This is a genomic window from Ancylobacter moscoviensis, assembly GCF_007559435.1.
GTDB lineage: Bacteria > Pseudomonadota > Alphaproteobacteria > Rhizobiales > Xanthobacteraceae > Ancylobacter > Ancylobacter moscoviensis.
Map to the genome: position 1 here is coordinate 101,444 of NZ_VMBP01000001.1, position 20,501 is coordinate 121,944.

Sequence of the window (20,501 nt, forward strand, 5' to 3'; positions counted from 1 at the left end):
CGATTCCACGCCTCCCTTTGCCGGCTCATCATCCGGCGAGATGGAGATGCACATGGCACAATGCCGGCCGGCCGACGGCTCTCCCGAACCCTGCCTGCCTGCGGTAACGCGGCAGGGCTATCGCGACGCCATGGCCCGGCTGGGCGCGGCGGTGAACATCGTCACGACGGACGGTCCCGCCGGACGCCACGGCTTCACCGCCTCCGCGGTGTGCTCCGTCACCGACAGCCCGCCGACGCTGCTGGTCTGCCTCAACAAGGGCTCGTCCGCGGCAGGTGCCGTGCATGCCAATGGCGTGGTCTGCGTGAACACGCTGGCCGCCGGCCATGAGGATCTTTCCAACCTTTTCGGCGGCCGCACCCCGGTCGAGGAGCGCTTCGCCGCTGCCCGATGGTGCCGCTCCGCCACCGGCGCGCCCATGCTGGCCGACGCGGTGGTCGCCTTCGACTGCCGCATCGTGCGCACCGTGGAGGTCGGCACGCACGACGTGCTGTTCTGCGAGGTCGTGGGGCTGGCCGAGGGTGGCGCGCAGGAGGGGCTCATCTATTTCAGCCGCCGCTATCATGCGGTGACCGGCACCTCCTGAGCCCGGCGACGCCGAAAAGCCCTGCCGCTCGCGTATATGTGCGGGATCCCCGCCTCGACCAAACGGCTTACACCGCCCTAAGCTACCTTCCGACCCATCCCCTTAAGGATGATCACCTTGGGGATTACATGGAAGTGCGTGCCCGCGTCGGACGACCGTGTATGATCACGTCCGCTGGGGTGCGTGTTTGTTGAGGCACGACGATGGTAAACCACAGCAGGATCATCGCGCTTGCCGCGCTCGGCACGGCACTCGCCACACCACTTGCAACACCGGCCGCGGCGCAGGCCCAGGCGCAAGGCCAGTTCGTTCCCCCCACCTTTCCCTGGCTGCAGCAGCACACGGCGACGACCGGCCCGATGAACCAGGCCGCGCTGAACGGCGATGCGGCCATTCGCTGGCAATCCACGATCAATTCCTATGCGCGCGGGCACTGAGGGCGGAATCCGATCCCACCGCGCAGATGCACGAGAGGAGGCGTAGCCTGGCAGGGCTGTGCCTTTTCGCGCCGGGGGCGGTCGCCCACCCGGCCCGAATGCCTTGTGGCGCGGGAGTGCGGACTCGCATCCCGGCCCCTTTTCCGCGTTGCTAACGGGTGGCACCCGGCAACACGCCGCGCCAGAGTGACGGCGATTCGCCCCTCCGCACTCCAGGCGTCCCCATGAACGACACCACCGCTCCCTTCCGTCTCGACGGCCGTGCCGCTCTCGTCACCGGCGCCGGTCGCGGCCTCGGCTTCGAGATGGCGCGATCCCTGGCCGCCGCCGGCGCGCAGGTGGTGATCAACGGACGCGATGCGGGGCGATTGCAGCAGGCGGCGCAGGCCATCGAGGCGGCGACGGGCCGCCCGGTCGCCATCGCCCCCTTCGACATCGCCGACATCGCCGCCGGCCGCGAGGCGATCGCCGCCATCGTCCGCGATCAGGGCCGTCTCGATATCCTCGTCAACAATGTCGGCGCTCGCGACCGCCGGCCGCTGAAGGATTTCTCGCCGGAGGAGGCGGGAGCGCTCGTCGCCACTGACCTCGTCGCCCCGATGATGCTGGCCCGCGAGGCCGCCGAGCGAATGGTGGCCCACCGGCATGGCCGGCTGATCACCGTCACCTCCATCGCCGGCCATGTCGCCAACCGGCACGACCCCGTCTACACCGCCGCCAAGGCCGGACTTACGGGGCTGATGCGCGCGCTCGCCGTGGACTATGCGCGCGAGGGCATCACCAGCAACGCCATCGCGCCGGGCATGTTCGCCACGGAAACCAACCAGGGCCTCGTCGACAACGCGGATTTCTCGGCCTTCGTCGACATCCGCGTACCGGTCGGCCGCTGGGGCCGCCCGCACGAGATCGGCGCCGCCGCCGTCTTCCTCGCCTCCGACGAGGCCTCCTTCGTCAACGGGCATGTTCTCGTGGTCGATGGCGGGCAGACCGTGCGCATGTAGCGCCGCCCGCTCTCGACGTGGCTTCCCTCGCGCCCTAGAACGCCAGCCGATTCGGAAAATCGGCCGTCAGGGAGGACGAGATGGGCTTCAGCGAGCGCCTGCGCGACGAGAACGCGGACGACTGGAACGCCGCCGTCGGTCATCGCTTCGTCGACGAGATATTCCGGGGCACCGTGGCTCCCGACGTCATGCGCCGTTACCTGACACAGGACTACCAGTTCATCGACGGCTTCGTCGCTCTGCTCGGCATGACCATCGCCACGGCCGATCGCTTCGAGTCGCGCATCCGGTTCGCCCAGTTCGCGGCAATGATCACCAGCGACGAGAATACCTATTTCCAGCGCTCCTTCGACGCGCTGGGCGTTCCCGCGGCCGAACGCGAGCATCCCGTCCTGACCGCGCCGACGACCGGCTTTCAGGCGCTGATGAAGGAAGCCGCCGCCAGCCGCCACTATGCGAGCTGCCTTGCCGTCCTCACCCTGGCGGAATGGCTCTATCTGTCCTGGGCCGACCGTCCCGGCGCCCTGCCTCCGGCGGATTTCATCCATGCCGAGTGGATCACGCTGCACAACAATGACGGCTTCCGGGGCTTCGTGACCTGGTTGCGCGGCGAACTGGACCGCGTGGGTGCGGCAGAGGACGAACCGGGCAGAGCGGTCGCCACGGCCTTCTTTCGTCGCGCCGTCGTGCTGGAACGCGCCTTCTTCGATCACATCTACGACTGATTCGAGCAAACCACTTCCGACGTCCTTGCCCTGGCTGTGCAGGCATCCACTGCCCCGAGGGGCGCAAGAATGCGTTTCTGATAATCCCCGCGTTTTATTATCAAATAGCGAGCTTTTGCACCTACCCGGGACGCCCTGCAAATTATTCAAAACCTCCTATATTTTGGCAACATGTCGTCATCGAGGGCCTTCGAGCCGTTGATATGCCTGAATTCGTCCCGCACTTCCCACTGATCGTCCCGCTAGCCTTCATCCGCCTGCCAAGACCGCTCGAACACAGCAGATGAGGTGGTATTTTTTGCTTCCAAGCGAGAATTTGATCTACTATCCGGCGCAACTGCTTGACGATTGCTGATTGACCTTTTCCAATTTGGTGCTAAATCGCAGTAGGTTCTCGATGGAGGAAATAAATGTCGGAGCAGGAAAGCTCGTCGGTCGACTATCTCGGCCTCACCGCTGATGTCGTTGCTGCCTTTGTCGGCAACAATTCGGTTCCCGCCGCCGAGCTTCCCGATCTGATCGCCAAGGTGCACGGCGCCCTGCTTCGACTGTCCGCCCCGGTCCCGGCCGTCGTGGAAGAGGTCCTGAAGCCGGCGGTTCCGGTCAAGAAGTCGGTGACGCCGGAATATATCGTCTGCCTGGAAGACGGCCTGAAGTTCAAGTCGCTCAAGCGTCATCTGCGGACGAAGTACAACATGACGCCCGAGGAATACCGCGCGAAGTGGGGCTTGCCGAACGACTATCCGATGGTCGCTCCGAGCTATGCTGAGGCGCGCTCCAACCTCGCCAAGAAGATGGGCCTCGGCCAGCAGCGCAAGAAGCCCGTCGCTCCCGCTCCCGCCAAGGGTCGCGGCCGCGCCAAGAAGGTGGCCTGATCGGGTGATCCGGACGTCCTGAGGACGTCCGGCAGCTTGTGAGTTGAAGAAAAGCCGCGCTGATCGCTTCAGCGCGGCTTTTTCATGCCGTCGACAGCGATCTGCTTCGGATGCTTGCCAATCCCGGCCATCGTCAGCGCGCGGCGACGGGGCCACCGGCGAGCCAGTGATCGATGAAGGCGTCGAGCCACAGGCGGATGCGCCCGTCGTGCTGCAGCCGGTCAAGGAAATGCGCGCGCGGCGGGCGGGCGCCGGGCAGGTCCAGCCGCTCGCTGCCCCGGACCGTCCAGCGGCACATCATGTGATGCGTCACCTCGGGGTGGAACTGTATGCCATAGGCCGACGGCCCGAAACGGAAGGCCTGGTTCGGGAAAGTCGGGCCTTCCGCCAGCAGTTCTGCGCCGGTGGCGAGCTCGAAACCCTCACGGTGCCAGTGATAGACGTGATCGGGCCACAGGCAGGCCAGCCCCTCTCCATCCGCCGCGCCCTCGGTGCGCCCGAGCAGGGCGGTGCCGGCGGCTGTGGCGCGGATCGGGTAGTAGCCGATCTCGACGAGCCCCTCCGGGTGCGGGGCGACGCGGGCGCCGAGATGGCGCGCCAGCATCTGGGCGCCGAGGCAGATCCCGAGATAGGGCTTGCCCTCGCTGAGCGGAACGCCGATCCAGTCGATCTCTGCCCGCACATAGTCATGGCAGTCATTGGCGCTCTGCGGCCCACCGAACACCACCGCGCCGGCATGCTTCTCCAGCGTCTCCGGAAGTTCGTCGCCCAGGCAGGGACGCCGGATGTCGAGCCGATGCCCGCGCTCGGCCAGAAGCCTCCCGACCCGACCGGGGGAGGAATGCTCCTGGTGGAGCACGATCAGCACGGGAAGCGGAGGAGAAGCGGAAGCCATGGCGTCAGGGTGAGGCACGTTGCCGGGAAGCGGTTGCGATTCGTCTCGTAAATCCGGCAAGCAAGGATGACGCCACGGATTGGCAACAGGTTCAAGCCGTCGCTTCGCCGGCCGGGCTTTGAGCCCACCGGCGTGCGGAGGCGGAACCTCAATCGTCCGCTTCGTCGCGCACCCGCTTGCGGATCGCCACCCGATCCCGCGAGCTGACATTGAGCAGCTCGGCCGCCCGCCAGACCAGATTATCCTCGAATTCGGTCAGCCCGCCATCGGCATAGGCGACCTCGAACATCATCTCGACCACGCGCTTGCGGCCTTCCTCGTCCATCGCCCGGTTGAGCACGCTGGTGAAGGCATAGAGGTCGACCGCCTCGGCGTCGCGCGCGATCGCCGCTTCCAGCAGCCGTTCGGCCTCGTCTTCTGTCAGGCTGAAGCGGGTGGCGAGGATGCCGCGCAGCTTGCTCATCTCGTCGGCGCCGATCACCCCGTCGATCGTCACGACGTGCACCAGCAGGGCGGCGGCCGCCAGCCGGTAGTCGTTCTCCGCGAAGCTGACGGCCTCGCGGCCGCCTCCGGCGATCTCGGCGATGAAATCGGTCAACGAGCGCAGCATGCCGACGGGCTCCCCTGCGGCGTGGCGGATGAACCAGAGAGTGGGATAGGGCCCGGCAGAGGCCCTTGAAAGGTGGGTAACGTAAACGTTCCCGTCGCGCAACGGCCGGCCTCTCGCGCGCGATACATCACTGACAGCCGGTGCAGCGACGCCACAGTCGCGAGGACGGCTTTTCCGGAGCGGAAGTCGAACCGCGCCGCGCGCGTTCCCAGACAAAAAAGACCCGGCGGGGTCGAGGAACCCGCCGGGGACGAGGTTGGGGAACTGAACCTTGACGCACGGTCCGGGGCTCGCGCCCGCGGGATGGCGCCTATTCGAGATAGTCGGCGAAGCGCGCCACGTGGTCGGCAAGGCCGAGCGCGTGGTTGCGCACCAGCACCTCGGCGCCCGCCGTATCGCGCGCTTCAAGTGCCTGGATGATGGCCAGATGATCCTGGATCGAGCGGTCGGCCCGGTCCTCCTCGCCGATGGTCTTGCGGCGGATCATCCGCATATGGGTGAACAGGTTCTCGGCCAGATTGACCAGGATGCCGTTGCCGCCCATGGCGATGATCGTCTGGTGGAACTGGATGTTCACCTCGGAATACTCGTCGAGCTTCGCGTGGGGCGCGTCCTGCCCCTCCTCGAAGGAGGCGAACATCTGGCGCAGCCGGGCGATCTCCTCGTCACTGGCGTGCATCGTGATCAGCCGGGCCGCGAGGCTTTCGAGCGCGGCCCAGACCTGGATCATCTCGATCACTTCGCGCTTGGTCTTGCGCACCACATAGATGCCGCGGCGCGGCACCGAGTGCACGAAACCCTCGCGTTCGAGCTGCGCCATGGCCTCGCGCACCGGCGTCCGGCTGACGCCGAGGCTCTGGGCGAGCTGGCGCTCGTCGAGCCGCACCTCGTTCGGCTGATCGTAGATGTTCAGCGAGACGATCACCTCCTTCAGCGCGGCATAGGCGCGGTTCTTGAAGGTGGAGGTGTCCTCCAGCGGCGCCACCGAGAGCTTGGCGGCACCGCCATTCACCCGGCGGATGGTGCCCTCGACGCTCATCATGACGCTTCCGTCCCGTGCCCCGTGGCGGGCCTTGGGCCCCCGTGTCGGGAATGAAGCCTGATATCGGCATAGAACATTGGCGTTGCCTCCCGTCCCCCGAAACACCGGTTCGCGTCCCGCATGCCGGCCACCTTCTGCTGCGTGGCTCGGACGGCGGTTTTCCTCGCGACCGCTGATGGCCCGATCTCCCTCTCCGGGGGTGAGGGGCTCGGCGGAAGGGCGATTGACCCCGCCCTTCGCCTGGGCGCCGGAAAGACATCGCACGCAGCAACGCCCTCTCGGCTTAAAGCCCGCCGCACGGATGGCGCGCGGCGGGCGATCATTGGGCCGACCTCACGCGGGCTGGGCGGTGACGCGCAGCTTGCTGAAGAGGTGGGCGATAAGCGGCCACAGGCCGGCGACGATGCCGATTCCCATGATCGACGACACCAGCGGGTTCGACCAGAAGATGGCGAGCGAGCCACCCGAGGCCAGAAGCGACTGGCGGAAGGCCTCCTCGGCGCTGTCGCCGAGCACGATCGCCAGCACCAGCGGAGCGAGCGGGTAGTTCGTCTTCTTCAGCAGATAGCCGAGGACGCCGAACACCATCATCATCAGCACGTCGAACACGTTGTTGTTCACCGTGTAGGCACCGATCGCGCAGATCACCAGGATCACCGGAGCGATGATCGAGAAGGGGATGCGCAGGATCGAGGCGAACAGCGGCACGGTCGTCAGCACCAGGATGAGGCCGACAATGTTACCGAGATACATGGAGGCGATAAGGCCCCACACGAATTCGGCCTGCTCGACGAACAGCATCGGGCCGGGTTGGAGACCCCAGATCAGCAGACCGCCGAGCAGAACCGCGGCGGTCGGCGAACCGGGAACGCCCAGCGCCAGCATCGGCAGCATGGCGGCGGTGCCGGCGGCATGTGCGGCGGTCTCGGGGGCGACGACGCCCTCGATCTCGCCATTGCCGAAGTTCTTGCCGTTCTTCGACACGCGCTTGGCGATGCCATAAGCCATGAAGGAGGCGGGCGTCGCGCCGGCCGGCGTGATGCCCATCCAGCAGCCGATGATGCAGGAGCGCAGCGACGTCATCCAGTAGCGCGGCAGCGTCTTCCAAGTCTTCCACACCACCTTCGGGTCGATCTTCGCCGCCTTGCCGCGGAACTCCAAGCCCTCCTCCATGGTCAGCAGGATTTCGCCGATGCCGAAGAGACCGATGACCGCGATGAGGAAGTCGAAGCCGTTGAGCAGCTCGGTGATGCCGAAAGTCAGGCGCAGCTGGCCGGTCACCATGTCGAGGCCGACCGCCGCAAGGGCGAAGCCGATCATCATCGACACGATGGTCTTGGCGGGAGCTTCCTTGCTCATGCCGACGAAGGAGGCGAAGGCGAGGAAGTACACCGCGAACTTCTCGGCCGGGCCGAACTGCAGCGCGAACTGGGCCACTAGCGGCGCGATCATGGTGATCATCACGATCGCGAAGAAGGCGCCGACGAAGGACGAGGTGAAGGCGGCGGTAAGCGCCTCGCCCGCCCGTCCCGACCGCGCCATGGGATGGCCGTCGAAGGTCGTGGCCACCGACCACGGCTCGCCCGGGATGTTGAATAGGACGGAGGTGATGGCGCCGCCGAACAGCGCGCCCCAGTAGATGCAGGTCAGCAGGATGATCGCCGAGGTCGGCGACATGGAGAAGGTCAGCGGCAGCAGGATCGCGACGCCGTTGGCACCGCCGAGACCCGGCAGCACGCCGATGATCACGCCGAGCAGGATGCCGATCACCATCAGCAGGATGTTGAACGGATCGCCGGCTATGTAGAAGCCGTGATAGAGATTGATGAAATTGTCGAGCATGGGCGCTTTCCCTGGCAGGCGGCCTCGGCCGGACCCGCCCCTATCTTTCGGTGATCACAGTCCGAGCATCGCCTCGATCGGCCCCTTGGGGAGCGGGATCAGGAACCAGCGCTCGAGCGTCATGTAGAAGAAGGCCGGCACGCCGAAGCCCACCGCGAGAGAGAGCGGCCAGCCATACTTGCCGAGCCAGGTCATGAACACGACGATCAGCAGCACCGACGGGAGATAGATGCCGAGGAACGGCACCAGCGCGACGTAGATGCAGGCCGGGATCAGAACCTTGAGGACCTGGCCGAGCTGGCCCCACTCGGCGAAGAGCGCGTCCCCGTCCTCGCGCAGCGCCTGCAGCAGGTTGATCACGCTGCAGCCGGCAATGGCGAGGCCGATATAGAAGGGAAAGAAGCCGGCCTGCGGGCCGTCCGATCCCCAGCCGACGCCGACGAGATAGCTGCCGTACAGCACGACGAAGCCGAACAGCAGGGTCAGCAGCGCCGTGCCGACCTCGACGGCACGCTGCTTCGGTCCCGCTCCTTGATGAGCCTGTTCCATCACGATGTCTCCGAAAAATCCGCGCAAAGGCAAACCCGCCCAAGGACCACCGGCGGGAGAAGCCCGTCGGTGGCACGCTTGACGCCAGCCCGCTCAAACGTTCGTTCGATGTCGCCCGGCGGGGACACTCCCGGCCCCGCCTCCCGCGGCACATGCCGCTCCCTCAGTCCGCGATCCGCTCGGGGATCGCGCGGCCGGCGGTGCCGTCCATGGCATCCGGCCGGCCGTGCTCGGGCTCACGCCGTCATGGGGCGCATCAGTTGCCGGCGATGAAGCCGGCTTCCTGCATCAGGCCCTTGTGGTTCTTCTCGGCCCCGTCGAGCCACGCCTTGAACTCGTCGCCGGCCATGAAGGTCTGGTTGAAGGCGCCGTCCTTCATCAGCTGCTGCCACTCGGGGGTCTCGCGGACCTTCTTGAACAGGTCGACGAAGTAGGCCACCTGCTCCTCGCTGACGCCCGGCGGCATGAAGATGCCGCGCAGCATCAGGTATTCGACGTCGAGGCCAGCCGACTTGCAGGTCGGGATCGACGACCAGGACAGGTCGCCCTGGATCTTGTCGGTGTACGGGAGCTGCTTGGAGTCGAACACGCAGAGCGGGCGCACCTTGTCGCCGCGCCACTGGGAGACCGCCTCGATCGGGTTGTTCACGGTGGAATTGATGTGACCGCCGACGAGCTGCACGGCCACTTCGCCGCCGCCCTTGTAGGGGATGTAGGTCAGCTTCTTGCCGAGCGCCTTCTCGACGGCGACGGTGATGATCTGGTCTTCCTGCTTGGAGCCGGTGCCGCCCATCTTGAAGGTGTTGTCCGGCGCGGCCTTGATCGCCGCCTCGTATTCCTGCGCGGTCTTGTAGGGCTCCTGGGCGTTCACCCACAGCACGAACTCGTCGAGCGCCAGCATGGCGACCGGGGTCAGTTCCTTCCAGTTGAAGGGAATGCCCGTCGCGAGCGGGGTGGTGAAGAGATTGGAGAGCGTGATGACGATCTTGTGCGGATTGCCCTTGCTGCTCTTCACGTCGAGGAAGCCCTCGCCGCCGGCGCCGCCCGACTTGTTGATGACCACGAGCTGGGTGGGCATGAGGTCATGCTTGGCGATGATGCCCTGCAGGGTGCGGGCCATCTGGTCGGCGCCGCCGCCGGTGCCGGCCGGAACGATGAACTCGACCGGCTTGTTGGGCTGCCACGCCGCGGAAGCCGGCAGCATGGACAGCGCCGTCATGCCGAGGGCGGTCACCGCTCCAAGGCCGAGAGCATGGAAGTGTTTCATTTGGCGTTTCCTTCCCAAAGGGTTTGGCGAACGGCCGACTCGTTTTCTGGTCGGCTTTCTGGTTGGGCCACGCCTCTCATCCATGGACGGGGCGAGACCTCGATAGCCGGCGACTTTGTTGTGTCTCTCCGCCGGATATTCTGTGGAATAACTTGTACCAAGACAGCAGCAAAGCCAAGAGATAATTCTAAAGTTGAATGTTGCGTCGCAATGTAAACTGGTATTACGTATTTACATTATTAAGTATCTGGCATACCAATTCTGGTATGCATTATTATTCATAATGTACGTACGCATATCTTATTAAGCAAACCATTGACGGAAAAGCCTTTTCCTTCAAGCTTCCGCCGCGATCGTCGACGGACCGTGGCTGGGGAATAAGGCGCGCCCTCCCCTCCGGTATCCCGCAACGTAAAAAACGGAATCCTGTTCCGAATACTTTGCGCCTGCCGCCGCCGCCCGATTTTGCCCGCCTCGCGTCCACTTTCTCGCCTTATTGCTGCGTCGCAGCGTGTCGGGAACGCCGCCGGAAGGCGACCGTGGAAGGGCGGCTCCATCATCGGCCCGTCGCACTCCCCCGCGAACATCGGCATCTGCCGTTGCGGGAGCGCTCGCGGCCCGGAATCGTTTTTGCTAGGAGTTCCCCGACGATGGCGCCCGCGTCCGCAATCCGGCCGCGATGCGGGCCGATATCTGCCCGACACCCCGCCCGGAAGAGGAGACACTGCTTAATGACCAGTCGCGTGATTCCGGTGGCTCCCTTTACACTGACGGTCTTCGGAGCGACCGGCGACCTGTCCCGCCGCAAGCTGATTCCGGCGCTGTTCCATCGTGATCTCGACGGCCAGCTTCCCGACGAGGCCACGATCATCGGCGTCTCGCGCCGGCCGATGAGCGACGAGGAGTTCCGCTCCTTCGCCCGTCAGGCGCTGAACGACCACATCCCCGCCAGCGAGCTTCAGGGCCCAGAGGTGGAGCGCTTTCTCACCCGCCTGTCCTATGTCGCCGTCGATGCCGATGCCGATTCGGGCTGGTCGGAGCTGGCGAGCCGCGTCGTCGCGGCGGGGGATCGCATCCCGGTCTACTACCTCGCCACCGCCCCCCACCTCTTCGGGCCGATCTGCGATCGCCTCGGCAAGTACGGCCTTGCCGAACAGGGCCGTGTCGTCATCGAGAAGCCGATCGGCAAGGATCTGAAGTCCGCCATCGCGCTAAACGAGCAGGTCGGGCGCATCTTCCCGGAAGAGCGCGTCTACCGCATCGACCACTATCTCGGGAAGGAGACGGTGCAGAACCTGATGGCGCTGCGCTTCGCCAACGCCCTGTTCGAGCCGCTCTGGAACAACGCCCATATCGACCACGTGCAGATCACCGTCGCCGAGGCGCTCGGCGTCGAGGAGCGCGCCGGCTATTACGACACCGCCGGCGCGATGCGCGACATGGTGCAGAACCACATCCTGCAGCTCCTCTGCCTCGTCGCCATGGAGCCCCCCTCCTCGCTCGACGCCGACGCGGTGCGCGACGAGAAGCTCAAGGTTCTGCGGGCGCTCAAGCCCATCGACGACCACAACATGGCCTCCGTCACCGTGCGCGGCCAGTATCGCGCCGGCGCCTCGGCCGGCGGGGCGGTTCCCGGCTATCTCGAGGAACTCGGCTCCTCCACCAGCCAGACCGAGACCTTCGTCGCCGTGAAGGCGGAGCTGGAGAACTGGCGCTGGGCCGGCGTGCCCTTCTACCTGCGCACCGGCAAGCGCCTCGCCTCCCGCGTCTCGGAGATCGTCGTCGGCTTCCGCCCGGTGCCGCATTCGGTCTTCGGCGATACGGTCGGCGCGATCGAGCCGAACCGGCTCGTCATCCGCCTGCAGCCGGACGAGGGCGTGAAGCTGTGGCTGATGATCAAGGATCCCGGCCCGGGCGGCATCCGCCTCACCCATGTGCCGCTCGACATGAGCTTCGCCAAGGCGTTCAAGGTGCGCAACCCGGATGCCTATGAGCGCCTCATCCTCGACGTGGTGCGCGGCAACCAGACCTTGTTCATGCGCCGCGACGAGGTGGAGGCGGCATGGAAATGGGTCGATCCCATCCTGGAATCGTGGCGCAACGCCAAGGAGCCGCCGCGTCCCTACACGGCCGGCACCTGGGGCCCTTCGGCCGCCATAGCGCTCATCGAGCGCGACGGCCGCACGTGGCTGGAGGACGGCGCGTAAGCGCGCCGGCCGCCGGCAGACGGGCGCCGGCCCCCTCCGCCGGCCCGGCCTCGCGCGCATGTGCGGCATGGAAGATGCAGGCTGATACGGTATCGCGCGGCGAAGGCCGCCGATGGCCTATACTCCCGTGGCGGACGATGCTTCGGCCTCGCCCGCCATCGGCAGGGCCGGCATCGTCCGGCGCAGGGAGAGGCAAGGAGTTCAGGTAAGCATGCCGGGAATGCATGAGTTCAAGGACGGCACCGAGCTGGCACGGGCGCTGGCCGATTTCGTCGGCGCGGCGCTGGCGGCGCGCGTGGCGCGCGACGGCATGGCGAGCCTCGCCGTATCCGGCGGCCGGACCCCGACCCGCTTCTTCGAGGAACTCTCCACCCGCGACCTGCCGTGGGAGAAGATCGCCGTCACCCTCGTCGACGAGCGCTGGGTGCGCGAGACCTCGGACCGCTCCAACGCCCGCCTGGTGCGCGAGCACCTGCTGAAGGGCAAGGCCGCGGCGGCGAAATTCATCGCGCTCGCCAATGACGCCCCGACGCCGGAGGACGGCCTGTTCGCCGTCAACGAGGCGCTGGAGGAGCTTTCCTGGCCGCTCGCCTGCGTCGTGCTCGGCATGGGCGACGACGGCCATACCGCGTCCTTCTTCCCCGGGGGCGACCATCTGGAAGAGGCGCTGGACCCGGAGGGCGCGCTCGGCCTCCTGCCCATGCGCGCGCCCAATGCGGGCGAGCCGCGCATCACCCTCACTTTGCCGGTGCTGCTGGCAGCCGACGCGCTCGCGCTCCATATCGAGGGGGCGGCCAAGCTGCCGGTCCTCGAGGCGGCGCTGGGCGAGGGAGCCGAGACGGAAATGCCGATCCGCGCCGTCCTGCGGGCCTCGCGCCCGCTCGATATCTTCTGGTGCCCCTGATCTTCCACGGGCACCGCCACCGACGACCGGCCGGGATCGCCGGCCGCTGACGCTTCTGAGGAGAGCCGCATGGCCGACGCCATTCCATCCAGCGTGAACGCCCGCATCGGCGAAGTCACGGAACGCATCGCCCGGCGCTCCCGCGACACCCGCTCGCGCTATCTGGAACGGATCGCGGCGGCCGCCGAGCGCGGACCGGGCAGGGCCAAGCTCGGCTGCGCCAACCAGGCGCACGGCTTCGCCGCCTGCGGCCCTTCCGACAAGGCGATGCTGCGCGAGGGTTCGGGCGCCAACCTCGCCATCGTCACCGCCTATAACGACATGCTCTCGGCCCACCAGCCCTACGAGAGCTATCCCGAGCTGATCCGCGCCGCCGCGCGCCGCGCCGGCGGCGTCGCACAGGTCGCCGGCGGCGTGCCCGCCATGTGCGACGGCATCACCCAGGGCGAGGCCGGCATGGAGCTGTCGCTGTTCTCGCGCGACGTGATCGCGCTGGCCACCGCCGTCGCCCTCTCGCACCAGACCTTCGACGCCGCCGTCTTCCTCGGCATCTGCGACAAGATCGTGCCCGGCCTCGTCATCGGCGCGCTCAGCTTCGGGCACCTGCCGGCGGTCTTCATTCCCGCCGGCCCGATGACCTCCGGCCTGCCGAACGACGAGAAGGCGAAGATCCGCCAGCTCTTCGCGGAAGGAAAGGTCGGCCGCGACGCCCTGCTGGAAGCCGAGAGCCAGTCCTATCACGGGCCGGGCACCTGCACCTTCTACGGCACCGCCAACACCAACCAGATGATGATGGAGATCATGGGCCTGCACCTGCCCGGCGCCTCCTTCGTCAACCCCAACACGCCGCTGCGCGAGGCGCTGACAACCGCCGCCGCCGAACGCGCCATGTCCATCACCGCCCTCGGCAACGACTATGTGCCGGTCGGGCGCATGCTGGACGAGAAGGTGTTCGTGAACGGCGTCGTCGGCCTGCACGCCACCGGCGGATCGACCAACCACACCATGCACGTGGTCGCCATGGCGGCGGCGGCGGGCATCCACCTCACCTGGGATGACTTCTCCGACCTCGCGGACATCACCCCGCTGCTCTGCCGCGTGTATCCGAACGGCAAGGCGGACGTGAACCATTTCCATGCCGCCGGCGGCATGGGCTTCGTTATCCGCGAGCTTCTCGGCGAGGGGCTCCTGCACCGCGACGTCGAGACCGTCTGGGGCGGCGGACTGGATGCCTATACGCGCGAGCCCGGCCTTGCCGAGGATGGCTCGCTGACCTGGCGGGCCAGCACCTCCACGAGCGGCGACGAAGCCGTGCTGCGCGGTGCCAAGGCGCCGTTCCAGTCCACCGGCGGCCTCAAGCTGCTGTCGGGAACGCTCGGCCGCGCCGTCATCAAGACCTCGGCCATCGCGCCCGAGCGCCACATCATCGAGGCGCCGGCCCGCGTGTTCCACTCGCAGGAAGAACTTCAGTCCGCCTTCAAGGCCGGCGATCTCAAGGGCGACTTCATCGCCGTCGTGCGCTTCCAGGGACCGAAGGCCAACGGCATGCCGGAGCTGCACAAGCTGATGCCGCCGCTCGGCGTGCTCCAGGATCGCGGCAACAAGGTCGCGCTGGTAACCGACGGGCGCCTTTCCGGCGCCTCGGGCAAGGTGCCGGCCGCCATCCACGTCACGCCGGAAGCCGCGGATGGCGGCGCCATCGCCCTGATCCGCGACGGCGACCTCATCCGGCTGGACGCGGTGGCGGGCACGCTGACCGTGCTGGTCGATCCGGAAGTCTGGGCCGAGCGCGCGCCGGTTCCGGCCAATCTGGCGGCCTCGCATGTCGGCGTCGGGCGCGAACTCTTCGCCTCCTTCCGGGCCGCCGTGGGCACGGCGGACACCGGCGCAACCATCTTCGCGATGTGAAGAGGGCCCGACGTCCCGGCGCGGGCGCTACGGCGGCCCGGCGCCGGGACGTCGCCCTTTCGGGAAACGCCCGTCAGTAAAGCGGGCCGATCTTGCCGAGCGGCAGCACGCCGAGGGAAACACGCCCGTCGCGGAAGCTGAACGGGAACGCCGCCGCATTCGCGCCGTCGACCGTGGTGGGCAGCCCGGCCATCATCATCGCCGGGGCGAGATTGGCGGCGAAGTCCGGAAGCAGCCGCGCCGCCGCCATTGCGGTGAACAGCGCCTGCGCCTTCACCACCGTGACATCGAGCTTGCCGTCCGGCCGACGCAGTGCGTCGAGACCGAGATCGCCGGAAGCGTTCAGCGCGCCGCCACCCCCGGTGACGCGGGCCTGCAGGAGGTTCACCCGCCCGCCGGCCTGCTGCCACAGCGCCAGGCGCTCCTCCGGCGGCATGGAGCGGAAAGGCGGGACGCCGGTCACGGTTGCCTCCAGCTCGGCGTCGACTGTCGGAGCCGGAGCGGCCTGCGCCGCGCCGTCCGTGGAAGCGGGCGCGACCGCTGCGTTCAGCCCCATGCCGGTGGCGCCGTTGACCCCCAGCGCGACGTCCAGCGTGCCCGCCGCCTCTCCGGCGCGGTGGCGTACGTGCAGTTCCGCCCGGCTGGCCGAAAAAAGCCGCGTGCCGCCCTCGGCGAGGGAATAGTCGTCGGCGGCGACGGAGACGCGCTCCAGTTTGCCGTCATTGCCGACACCGCTCACCTGGAGCAGCTTCCAGTTCGCCGTCAGTTCGCGGCCGCTCGCCGTCTCGATGAGAGTCGCGGGCGACTGGAACTCGGCGATGATGTGATTGGGGTTCCAGACCTGCGCTACCGCATGGGCGCGGCCCAGCCGTGCCGTCCACTGGCCGGCGCCGGTGAAGCTCACCGTCGGCTCGGCGCAGATCAGCTCGAAGCGAAAGGGAAAGCCGCCGATCTCGCGGCTGGCGCAATTCCAGTTGCGTCCTTCCTGCGCCTCGCGGGCGATCCAGGCATCGATCTCGGAGGAGGCGCGCCCCGCCGCATAATACCAGGCCACCGACCAGCCCACGCACAGGAGGGTCAGCAGCCCCGCCGGCAGCGCCACCAGCCAGGGGCGCCGCCTGGTGGGCACGGCGCCGGCGGGGGTCGGAGGGGTCGAGGCATCGGGAAGGCTCATGCGGCAACTCCGGGAATCAGGCGGCGCACGCTCGTCCGCCGATACGGCAGGCTTAAGGCATGGCACCCTACAAGTCGCGCCGCAGCTTGCAAGCCGGCGCGGAAGCGGCACGAGCGCGGCCGCGAAAATCCGCGCCGGCCCCTTGCGCGGCGCGCCTGCGATGGGCGATGGCTTTGCATCCTCACCCACGATTTGCATCCTCGCCCATGACGCGCGTTCCCACCGATCACAGGCCCTTCCCATGACCGCCCGCCCGCCCGCCGCCTCCGACCCGCTCTGGGTCTTCGGCTATGGCTCGCTGATGTGGAATCCCGGCTTCGACTATGAGGAGCGGGTGCCCGGCAAGCTCATCGGCGCGCACCGGTCGCTGTGCGTGAAATCAGTGCACTGGCGCGGCACGCCGGAAAAGCCGGGGCTGGTGCTAGGGCTGGACCGGGGCGGCGCCTGCGTCGGCGTCGCCTTCCGCATCGCGGCGGCACAGGCCGAGGTGACGCTCGCCTATCTGCGCGAGCGCGAGCAGGTGACCAACATCTATCACGAGGCCGTGCGCCGGGTCTGGCTGAAGGACGGCAGCGAACGCGCCGTGCCGGCGGTCGTCTTCCTCGTCGATCGCGGCCATGCCCAATATTCCGGGCGTCTCACCGCCGAGGAGCGGCTGCACCTCATCCGCCAGGGCCACGGCATCGGCGGGCCGAACGCCGACTATGTGCTGGCCACCGCCCGCCACCTCGCCGAGCTCGGCATACGCGACGAGGAGCTGCGCTGGCTGGTGGAGCGCCTCTGACGGCGGGGAACCCCGCCCCTCAGAAGGGCGCGAGCGTTCCGCTCTCCGTCTCGGGAAGGATGCGCAGGTGGATTTCCTGCGCCCCATTGGCCATCGCCGCCGTGCGCGCCTTGGCACCGGCCGGGCCGGTCCAGACCGGCACGCGCCGTCCGCCTTCCATGCGCACGGCGATCGCTACCGCGTCGGGATAATCCGGTGCCTCGTCGGCGGCGTAGACCGAATAGACCTGCCGCCGCCCGTCGGGGCCGCGCCAGAGCCGGAAGCGCCGCGCCAGCAGGCCGCCGGCGGCACTGAGCGGGCCATCGTCCCGCAGCGAATCGGCAAAGAGCATGTCGCGAGTCATCATGAGAACAAATCTAGAACATTCGTACATAACGTCAACTCGCCCCGCAGAAGGAATCCGCGAAGATGCTGAATGTTCCGTTGACGGCCGTCAGGCGCTCAAGGCGTGGCGGACCTTGCGGGCTCGTCGAGCTGCGAGGTGAGCGCCGGCCATAGCCGCACGCCGGCATAGGCGGCGAGGAACTTCACATATTCGACGAACAGCAGCCGCGTATTGGCGAGCCGCTCTTCCCAGCCGGCCTCCACCGCCTGTTTCGGCACCACCGGATAGGGTACGAGCTCGATATCCGGCAGGGTGCGCCGCAGCTCCACCAGCGCGCGCGGCATGTGCCAGGCGGACGTGACCACCAGCAGCGAGCGGAACCGGTTCTCGCGGGCCCATTGCGCCGCCTCGATGGCATTGCCGCGCGTGTTGAGCGCGGAACGGCCGAGCTCCACGCAGCATTCGAGCGCCTCGCGGGTCGCCGGCACGGTGCGCACGATCTCGCTCAGCGTGGTCTCCGGGTGCACGCCGGTGATCAGCAGGCGCTTGCCGACCCCCTCGGCCAGCAGGTTGGTGGCGTCGACGATCCGCTCGGCGCCGCCGGTCAGAACGACGATGCCGTCGACGCGCCGCTTGGTCTGCGCCTCACGGCCCTGGATGCCCGCGATGAAGAGCGCGAACCCCGCCAGCAGCGTCGCCGCCAGCACCAGCAGGACAAGCGCGAGCCGGCGCAGCACGCGGCCGGACCGGCGCGCCGAAGGGCTCTCGGAAGAACGCGTCTCGGTCACGGCAGCCCACCTAATTGATGCCGCGAAGGGTACGGTAGACGGTCATGCGCGAGGTGAGTGTCGTCACCAGCGCCACCAGCACCGATACGCCGAGAATGCCGCCATAGCCGCGCGGGTCAATGGTCAGCGCTCCGACCAGCGTGTCCACCGCCTGGTCGAACGCGAACCAGGAGGGCAGCGTCGAGCCGAGGAAGAACAGGGCGACCGCCGCGCCGCCGCCGATGGCCGCACCCTTCAGCCCCACGGTGAGGAAGTGGTGCTGGAATTCCGAGACGATGAAGGTGTCGCGCGCGCCGACGAAATGCAGCACCTCGACGATGGAGCGGGCCGCATCGACCGCCGCGCGCGTGGCGACCGTCACGCACAGGATCGTGGCGATGGCGACGAGGGCGAGGATCGACAGGCCGATCGCCATCGCCGTGCGCGCGGTGGAGGAGAGCCGCTTCGACCATTGCCGGTGATCGTCGAGGCTCGCCGAGGGCACCTGCTCGGCAAGCGCGGCGCGCAAGCCGGTCATCGTCTCCGGGCCAGCGCCGGAATCGAGGCTCACCACCACGAGGCGCGGCACCGGCAGGTTCGCCACGTCCACCCCCTTGCCGAGCCAGGGCTCCAGCAGGGCGGCCGTCTCGGCCTCGTCAAGCGCCCGCGCCCCCGAAACCCCCGGCGTCGCCTTGGCCACCTCGACCGCCTTGGCGAGCGCGGCGGCCACGTCGAGCCCGTCCCCCGGCTTGATCTGGATGGTGGTCTCGCGCGCGATGTCGGAGGTCCACTCGCTCGCCACGCCGCTCACCGCCGAGACGGCGCCGATGGTGATGCCCGCGAGGAAGGTCATGATCGCGATCACCGCGATCAGCGCCTGCGTCGTCACCGTCGCGCTCGGCACGATCGGGCGCATCACGGCGGACTTCTCGGCGGCCCGCGCCGCCCGCGTGGCGGGGTCCTGCCGGCGGAAGCCGCGGGCATGCGCGCGCACCGACCGGCGCAGCCGGACGACGATGGCGGACAGCCCCCCGGCCGCGATGTTCCGCTTCTCAGTCATAGACCGTCAGACGTCCCTGATTGATGACCAGCCGGCGCGCGTCGAACTGGTCCATCAGCGCGATGTCGTGGGTGGCGATCAGCACCGAGGTGCCGCTCTTGTGCAGTTCGAGGAACAGCCGCAGCAGCCGGCGCGCGAGGCTGGGATCGACGTTGCCGGTCGGTTCGTCGGCGAGCAGGATCTCCGGCCGGCTGATCAGCGCCCTCGCGATGGCCGCGCGCTGCTTCTCGCCGCCGGAGAGCACGGGCGGCAGCACATGCATGCGCTCGCCGAGCCCGACCCACTGCAGCAGCTCCGTCACCTCGGCACGGTAGCCCGCCTCCTCGCGCCCCTGCACCCGCAGGGGGAGGGCGACATTCTCATAGGTGCTGAGATGGTCGAGCAAGCGGAAATCCTGGAACACGATGCCGATGCGCTGGCGAAGCACCGCCGTTTCATCGGGCGCGAGTTTGGCGGCATCGCGGCCGAAGATGCTGATCAGCCCGCGTGTGGGGCGCAGGGACAGGAAAAGCAGCCGCAGCAGCGTCGTCTTGCCGGCGCCGGACGGCCCGGTGAGGAACTGGAAGGAGCGCGGCGGAATGCCGAAGGTGACATCCCGCAGCACTTCCGGCCCCATGCCGTAGCGCAGGCCGACATTCTCGAAACGAACCAAGACTCAATCCTTCAGGGCTGGCCCGATGCGCCACTGATTCTGGTGGCGCAGCCTCCCTAACATAGCGTGTGCGCCGCCGGGCAAAAGACGGCGCGGGCACCTCGCCGAAGGGATGAGCCCGCCCCCGGCTGGACGCGGACCGGCCAGCCGGTCCATTCTGGCGGGCCGGGTGACACGGCGCGCCGGCGCCGCGCGAGGAGACAGGATGACGCAATCGACCGCCACGCCCCCGACCGAAGACGCAGGCGGGTCCGCCGACGCCAATCCCTATTGCAACGCCCATGTCGAGGTGCTGTTCGACGCCGCAGCCATCGCCGAGCGCAATCGCGAGCTCGCGGACGAGATCGTGGCCGCCGAGCCGGAGAAGCTGCTGGTCATCGCGGTGCTCAAGGGCAGCTTCGTCTTCGCCGCCGACCTCATCCGCGCCATGCACACGGCCGGGCTGGCACCGGAGGTGGAGTTCATCAGCCTCTCCAGCTACCGCGACGCCCGCGTCTCCTCCGGCCAGGTTACGGTGCTGCGCGACGTCGAGACCGACGTGCGCGGGCGCGACGTGCTGCTGATCGACGACATCCTGGAATCCGGCCGCACCCTTGCCTTCGCCAAGGACCTGCTCGCCGCCCGCGGTGCGCGGCGCGTCATGGTGTGCGTGCTGCTGGACAAGCAGAACAAGCGCGCGGTGCAGATCGAGGCGGATTTCGTCGGCTTCGAGTGCCCGGATTATTTCGTGGTGGGCTATGGCATGGACGTGTCGCACGCCTTCCGCCAGCTCCCCTTCATCGGCCACATCCCCGACGCGGAGACGTGAGCGGGCAGCTCGCCCTCGAGGCCGTCATCCTGAGATGCGAGCGCCGCGAGCCTTGAAGGATAGGTCGCTGACGCCCCCGGAAG

General features: G+C 67.9%; 21 protein-coding genes. 10 read left to right on the top strand and 11 right to left on the bottom strand.

The window, feature by feature from the left end:
• The first annotated feature begins 52 nt into the window (after positions 1 to 52).
• The 5 genes from FO470_RS00480 to FO470_RS00500 all read left to right on the top strand — a co-directional run bounded on the left by FO470_RS00480 (position 53) and on the right by FO470_RS00500 (position 3,624).
• The gene (locus FO470_RS00480; protein ID WP_144340976.1) at positions 53 to 586 is read left to right on the top strand and encodes a flavin reductase; all 534 of its coding nucleotides are present in this window, start codon (positions 53 to 55) and stop codon (positions 584 to 586) included.
• Between the two features lie 203 nt (positions 587 to 789).
• Positions 790 to 1,023 (top strand): hypothetical protein, encoded by a 234-nt coding sequence (locus FO470_RS00485; RefSeq protein ID WP_144340977.1) that lies wholly within the window; start codon positions 790 to 792, stop codon positions 1,021 to 1,023.
• A 224-nt stretch (positions 1,024 to 1,247) separates the two neighbouring features.
• Entirely contained in the window at positions 1,248 to 2,024 is a 777-nt protein-coding gene (locus FO470_RS00490; RefSeq protein WP_144340978.1) for an SDR family oxidoreductase, read from the top strand.
• 80 nt (positions 2,025 to 2,104) lie between these two features.
• Positions 2,105 to 2,749, top strand: a complete 645-nt coding sequence (locus tag FO470_RS00495) for a TenA family protein (RefSeq protein ID WP_144340979.1) — start codon at positions 2,105 to 2,107, stop codon at positions 2,747 to 2,749.
• Positions 2,750 to 3,159: 410 nt separating this feature from the next.
• The gene (locus tag FO470_RS00500) at positions 3,160 to 3,624 is read left to right on the top strand and encodes a Ros/MucR family transcriptional regulator (protein WP_144340980.1); all 465 of its coding nucleotides are present in this window, start codon (positions 3,160 to 3,162) and stop codon (positions 3,622 to 3,624) included.
• A gap of 133 nt (positions 3,625 to 3,757) precedes the next feature.
• Here FO470_RS00500 and FO470_RS00505 read toward each other — a convergent pair whose 3' ends face one another.
• From FO470_RS00505 to FO470_RS00530, 6 genes are all read right to left on the bottom strand, one after another.
• A complete protein-coding gene (locus FO470_RS00505; protein WP_144340981.1) occupies positions 3,758 to 4,519 on the bottom strand; it encodes a glutamine amidotransferase in 762 nt (253 codons plus the stop codon).
• A gap of 148 nt (positions 4,520 to 4,667) precedes the next feature.
• Complete coding sequence (locus tag FO470_RS00510; protein WP_144340982.1) at positions 4,668 to 5,129, bottom strand: tellurite resistance TerB family protein; 462 nt, start codon at positions 5,127 to 5,129, stop codon at positions 4,668 to 4,670.
• Between the two features lie 310 nt (positions 5,130 to 5,439).
• Positions 5,440 to 6,171: a GntR family transcriptional regulator gene (locus tag FO470_RS00515; RefSeq protein ID WP_144340983.1), complete on the bottom strand. Its 732-nt coding sequence runs from the start codon at positions 6,169 to 6,171 to the stop codon at positions 5,440 to 5,442.
• Between the two features lie 333 nt (positions 6,172 to 6,504).
• On the bottom strand, positions 6,505 to 8,013 hold the full coding sequence (locus FO470_RS00520) for a tripartite tricarboxylate transporter permease (RefSeq protein WP_144340984.1): 1,509 nt from the start codon (positions 8,011 to 8,013) through the stop codon (positions 6,505 to 6,507).
• Between the two features lie 54 nt (positions 8,014 to 8,067).
• Entirely contained in the window at positions 8,068 to 8,562 is a 495-nt protein-coding gene (locus tag FO470_RS00525) for a tripartite tricarboxylate transporter TctB family protein (RefSeq protein ID WP_144340985.1), read from the bottom strand.
• Positions 8,563 to 8,818: 256 nt separating this feature from the next.
• Positions 8,819 to 9,829, bottom strand: a complete 1,011-nt coding sequence (locus tag FO470_RS00530) for a Bug family tripartite tricarboxylate transporter substrate binding protein (RefSeq protein WP_144340986.1) — start codon at positions 9,827 to 9,829, stop codon at positions 8,819 to 8,821.
• Positions 9,830 to 10,560: 731 nt separating this feature from the next.
• On the opposite strand from FO470_RS00530, the gene zwf reads away from it, so the two are divergent.
• From zwf to edd, 3 genes are all read left to right on the top strand, one after another.
• Entirely contained in the window at positions 10,561 to 12,036 is a 1,476-nt protein-coding gene (gene zwf / locus FO470_RS00535; RefSeq protein WP_144340987.1) for a glucose-6-phosphate dehydrogenase, read from the top strand.
• Between the two features lie 211 nt (positions 12,037 to 12,247).
• Positions 12,248 to 12,940: a 6-phosphogluconolactonase gene (gene pgl, locus FO470_RS00540; protein ID WP_144340988.1), complete on the top strand. Its 693-nt coding sequence runs from the start codon at positions 12,248 to 12,250 to the stop codon at positions 12,938 to 12,940.
• Positions 12,941 to 13,009: 69 nt separating this feature from the next.
• Entirely contained in the window at positions 13,010 to 14,848 is a 1,839-nt protein-coding gene (gene edd / locus FO470_RS00545) for a phosphogluconate dehydratase (protein ID WP_144340989.1), read from the top strand.
• A gap of 73 nt (positions 14,849 to 14,921) precedes the next feature.
• On the opposite strand, the gene FO470_RS00550 is transcribed toward edd, so the two are convergent.
• Entirely contained in the window at positions 14,922 to 16,022 is a 1,101-nt protein-coding gene (locus FO470_RS00550) for a DUF2125 domain-containing protein (RefSeq protein WP_144340990.1), read from the bottom strand.
• Between the two features lie 241 nt (positions 16,023 to 16,263).
• On the opposite strand from FO470_RS00550, the gene FO470_RS00555 reads away from it, so the two are divergent.
• The gene (locus FO470_RS00555) at positions 16,264 to 16,806 is read left to right on the top strand and encodes a gamma-glutamylcyclotransferase (RefSeq protein ID WP_144340991.1); all 543 of its coding nucleotides are present in this window, start codon (positions 16,264 to 16,266) and stop codon (positions 16,804 to 16,806) included.
• A gap of 19 nt (positions 16,807 to 16,825) precedes the next feature.
• On the opposite strand, the gene FO470_RS00560 is transcribed toward FO470_RS00555, so the two are convergent.
• From FO470_RS00560 to ftsE, 4 genes are all read right to left on the bottom strand, one after another.
• Positions 16,826 to 17,152, bottom strand: coding sequence for a hypothetical protein (locus tag FO470_RS00560; protein WP_144340992.1), 327 nt, complete (start codon positions 17,150 to 17,152; stop codon positions 16,826 to 16,828).
• Between the two features lie 95 nt (positions 17,153 to 17,247).
• Complete coding sequence (locus FO470_RS00565; RefSeq protein ID WP_246659426.1) at positions 17,248 to 17,919, bottom strand: YdcF family protein; 672 nt, start codon at positions 17,917 to 17,919, stop codon at positions 17,248 to 17,250.
• A 10-nt stretch (positions 17,920 to 17,929) separates the two neighbouring features.
• A complete protein-coding gene (locus tag FO470_RS00570) occupies positions 17,930 to 18,958 on the bottom strand; it encodes a cell division protein FtsX (RefSeq protein WP_244616791.1) in 1,029 nt (342 codons plus the stop codon).
• Positions 18,951 to 19,610, bottom strand: a complete 660-nt coding sequence (gene ftsE, locus FO470_RS00575) for a cell division ATP-binding protein FtsE (RefSeq protein ID WP_144340994.1) — start codon at positions 19,608 to 19,610, stop codon at positions 18,951 to 18,953. Before ftsE ends, FO470_RS00570 begins: the two co-directional genes overlap by 8 nt.
• Positions 19,611 to 19,815: 205 nt before the next feature.
• Between ftsE and hpt the strand changes: the two genes are divergently transcribed.
• Positions 19,816 to 20,418 carry a hypoxanthine phosphoribosyltransferase gene (hpt, locus tag FO470_RS00580; protein ID WP_144340995.1) on the top strand — a complete coding sequence of 201 codons (603 nt, stop codon included), beginning with the start codon at positions 19,816 to 19,818 and terminating at the stop codon, positions 20,416 to 20,418.
• Positions 20,419 to 20,501 lie beyond the last annotated feature (83 nt).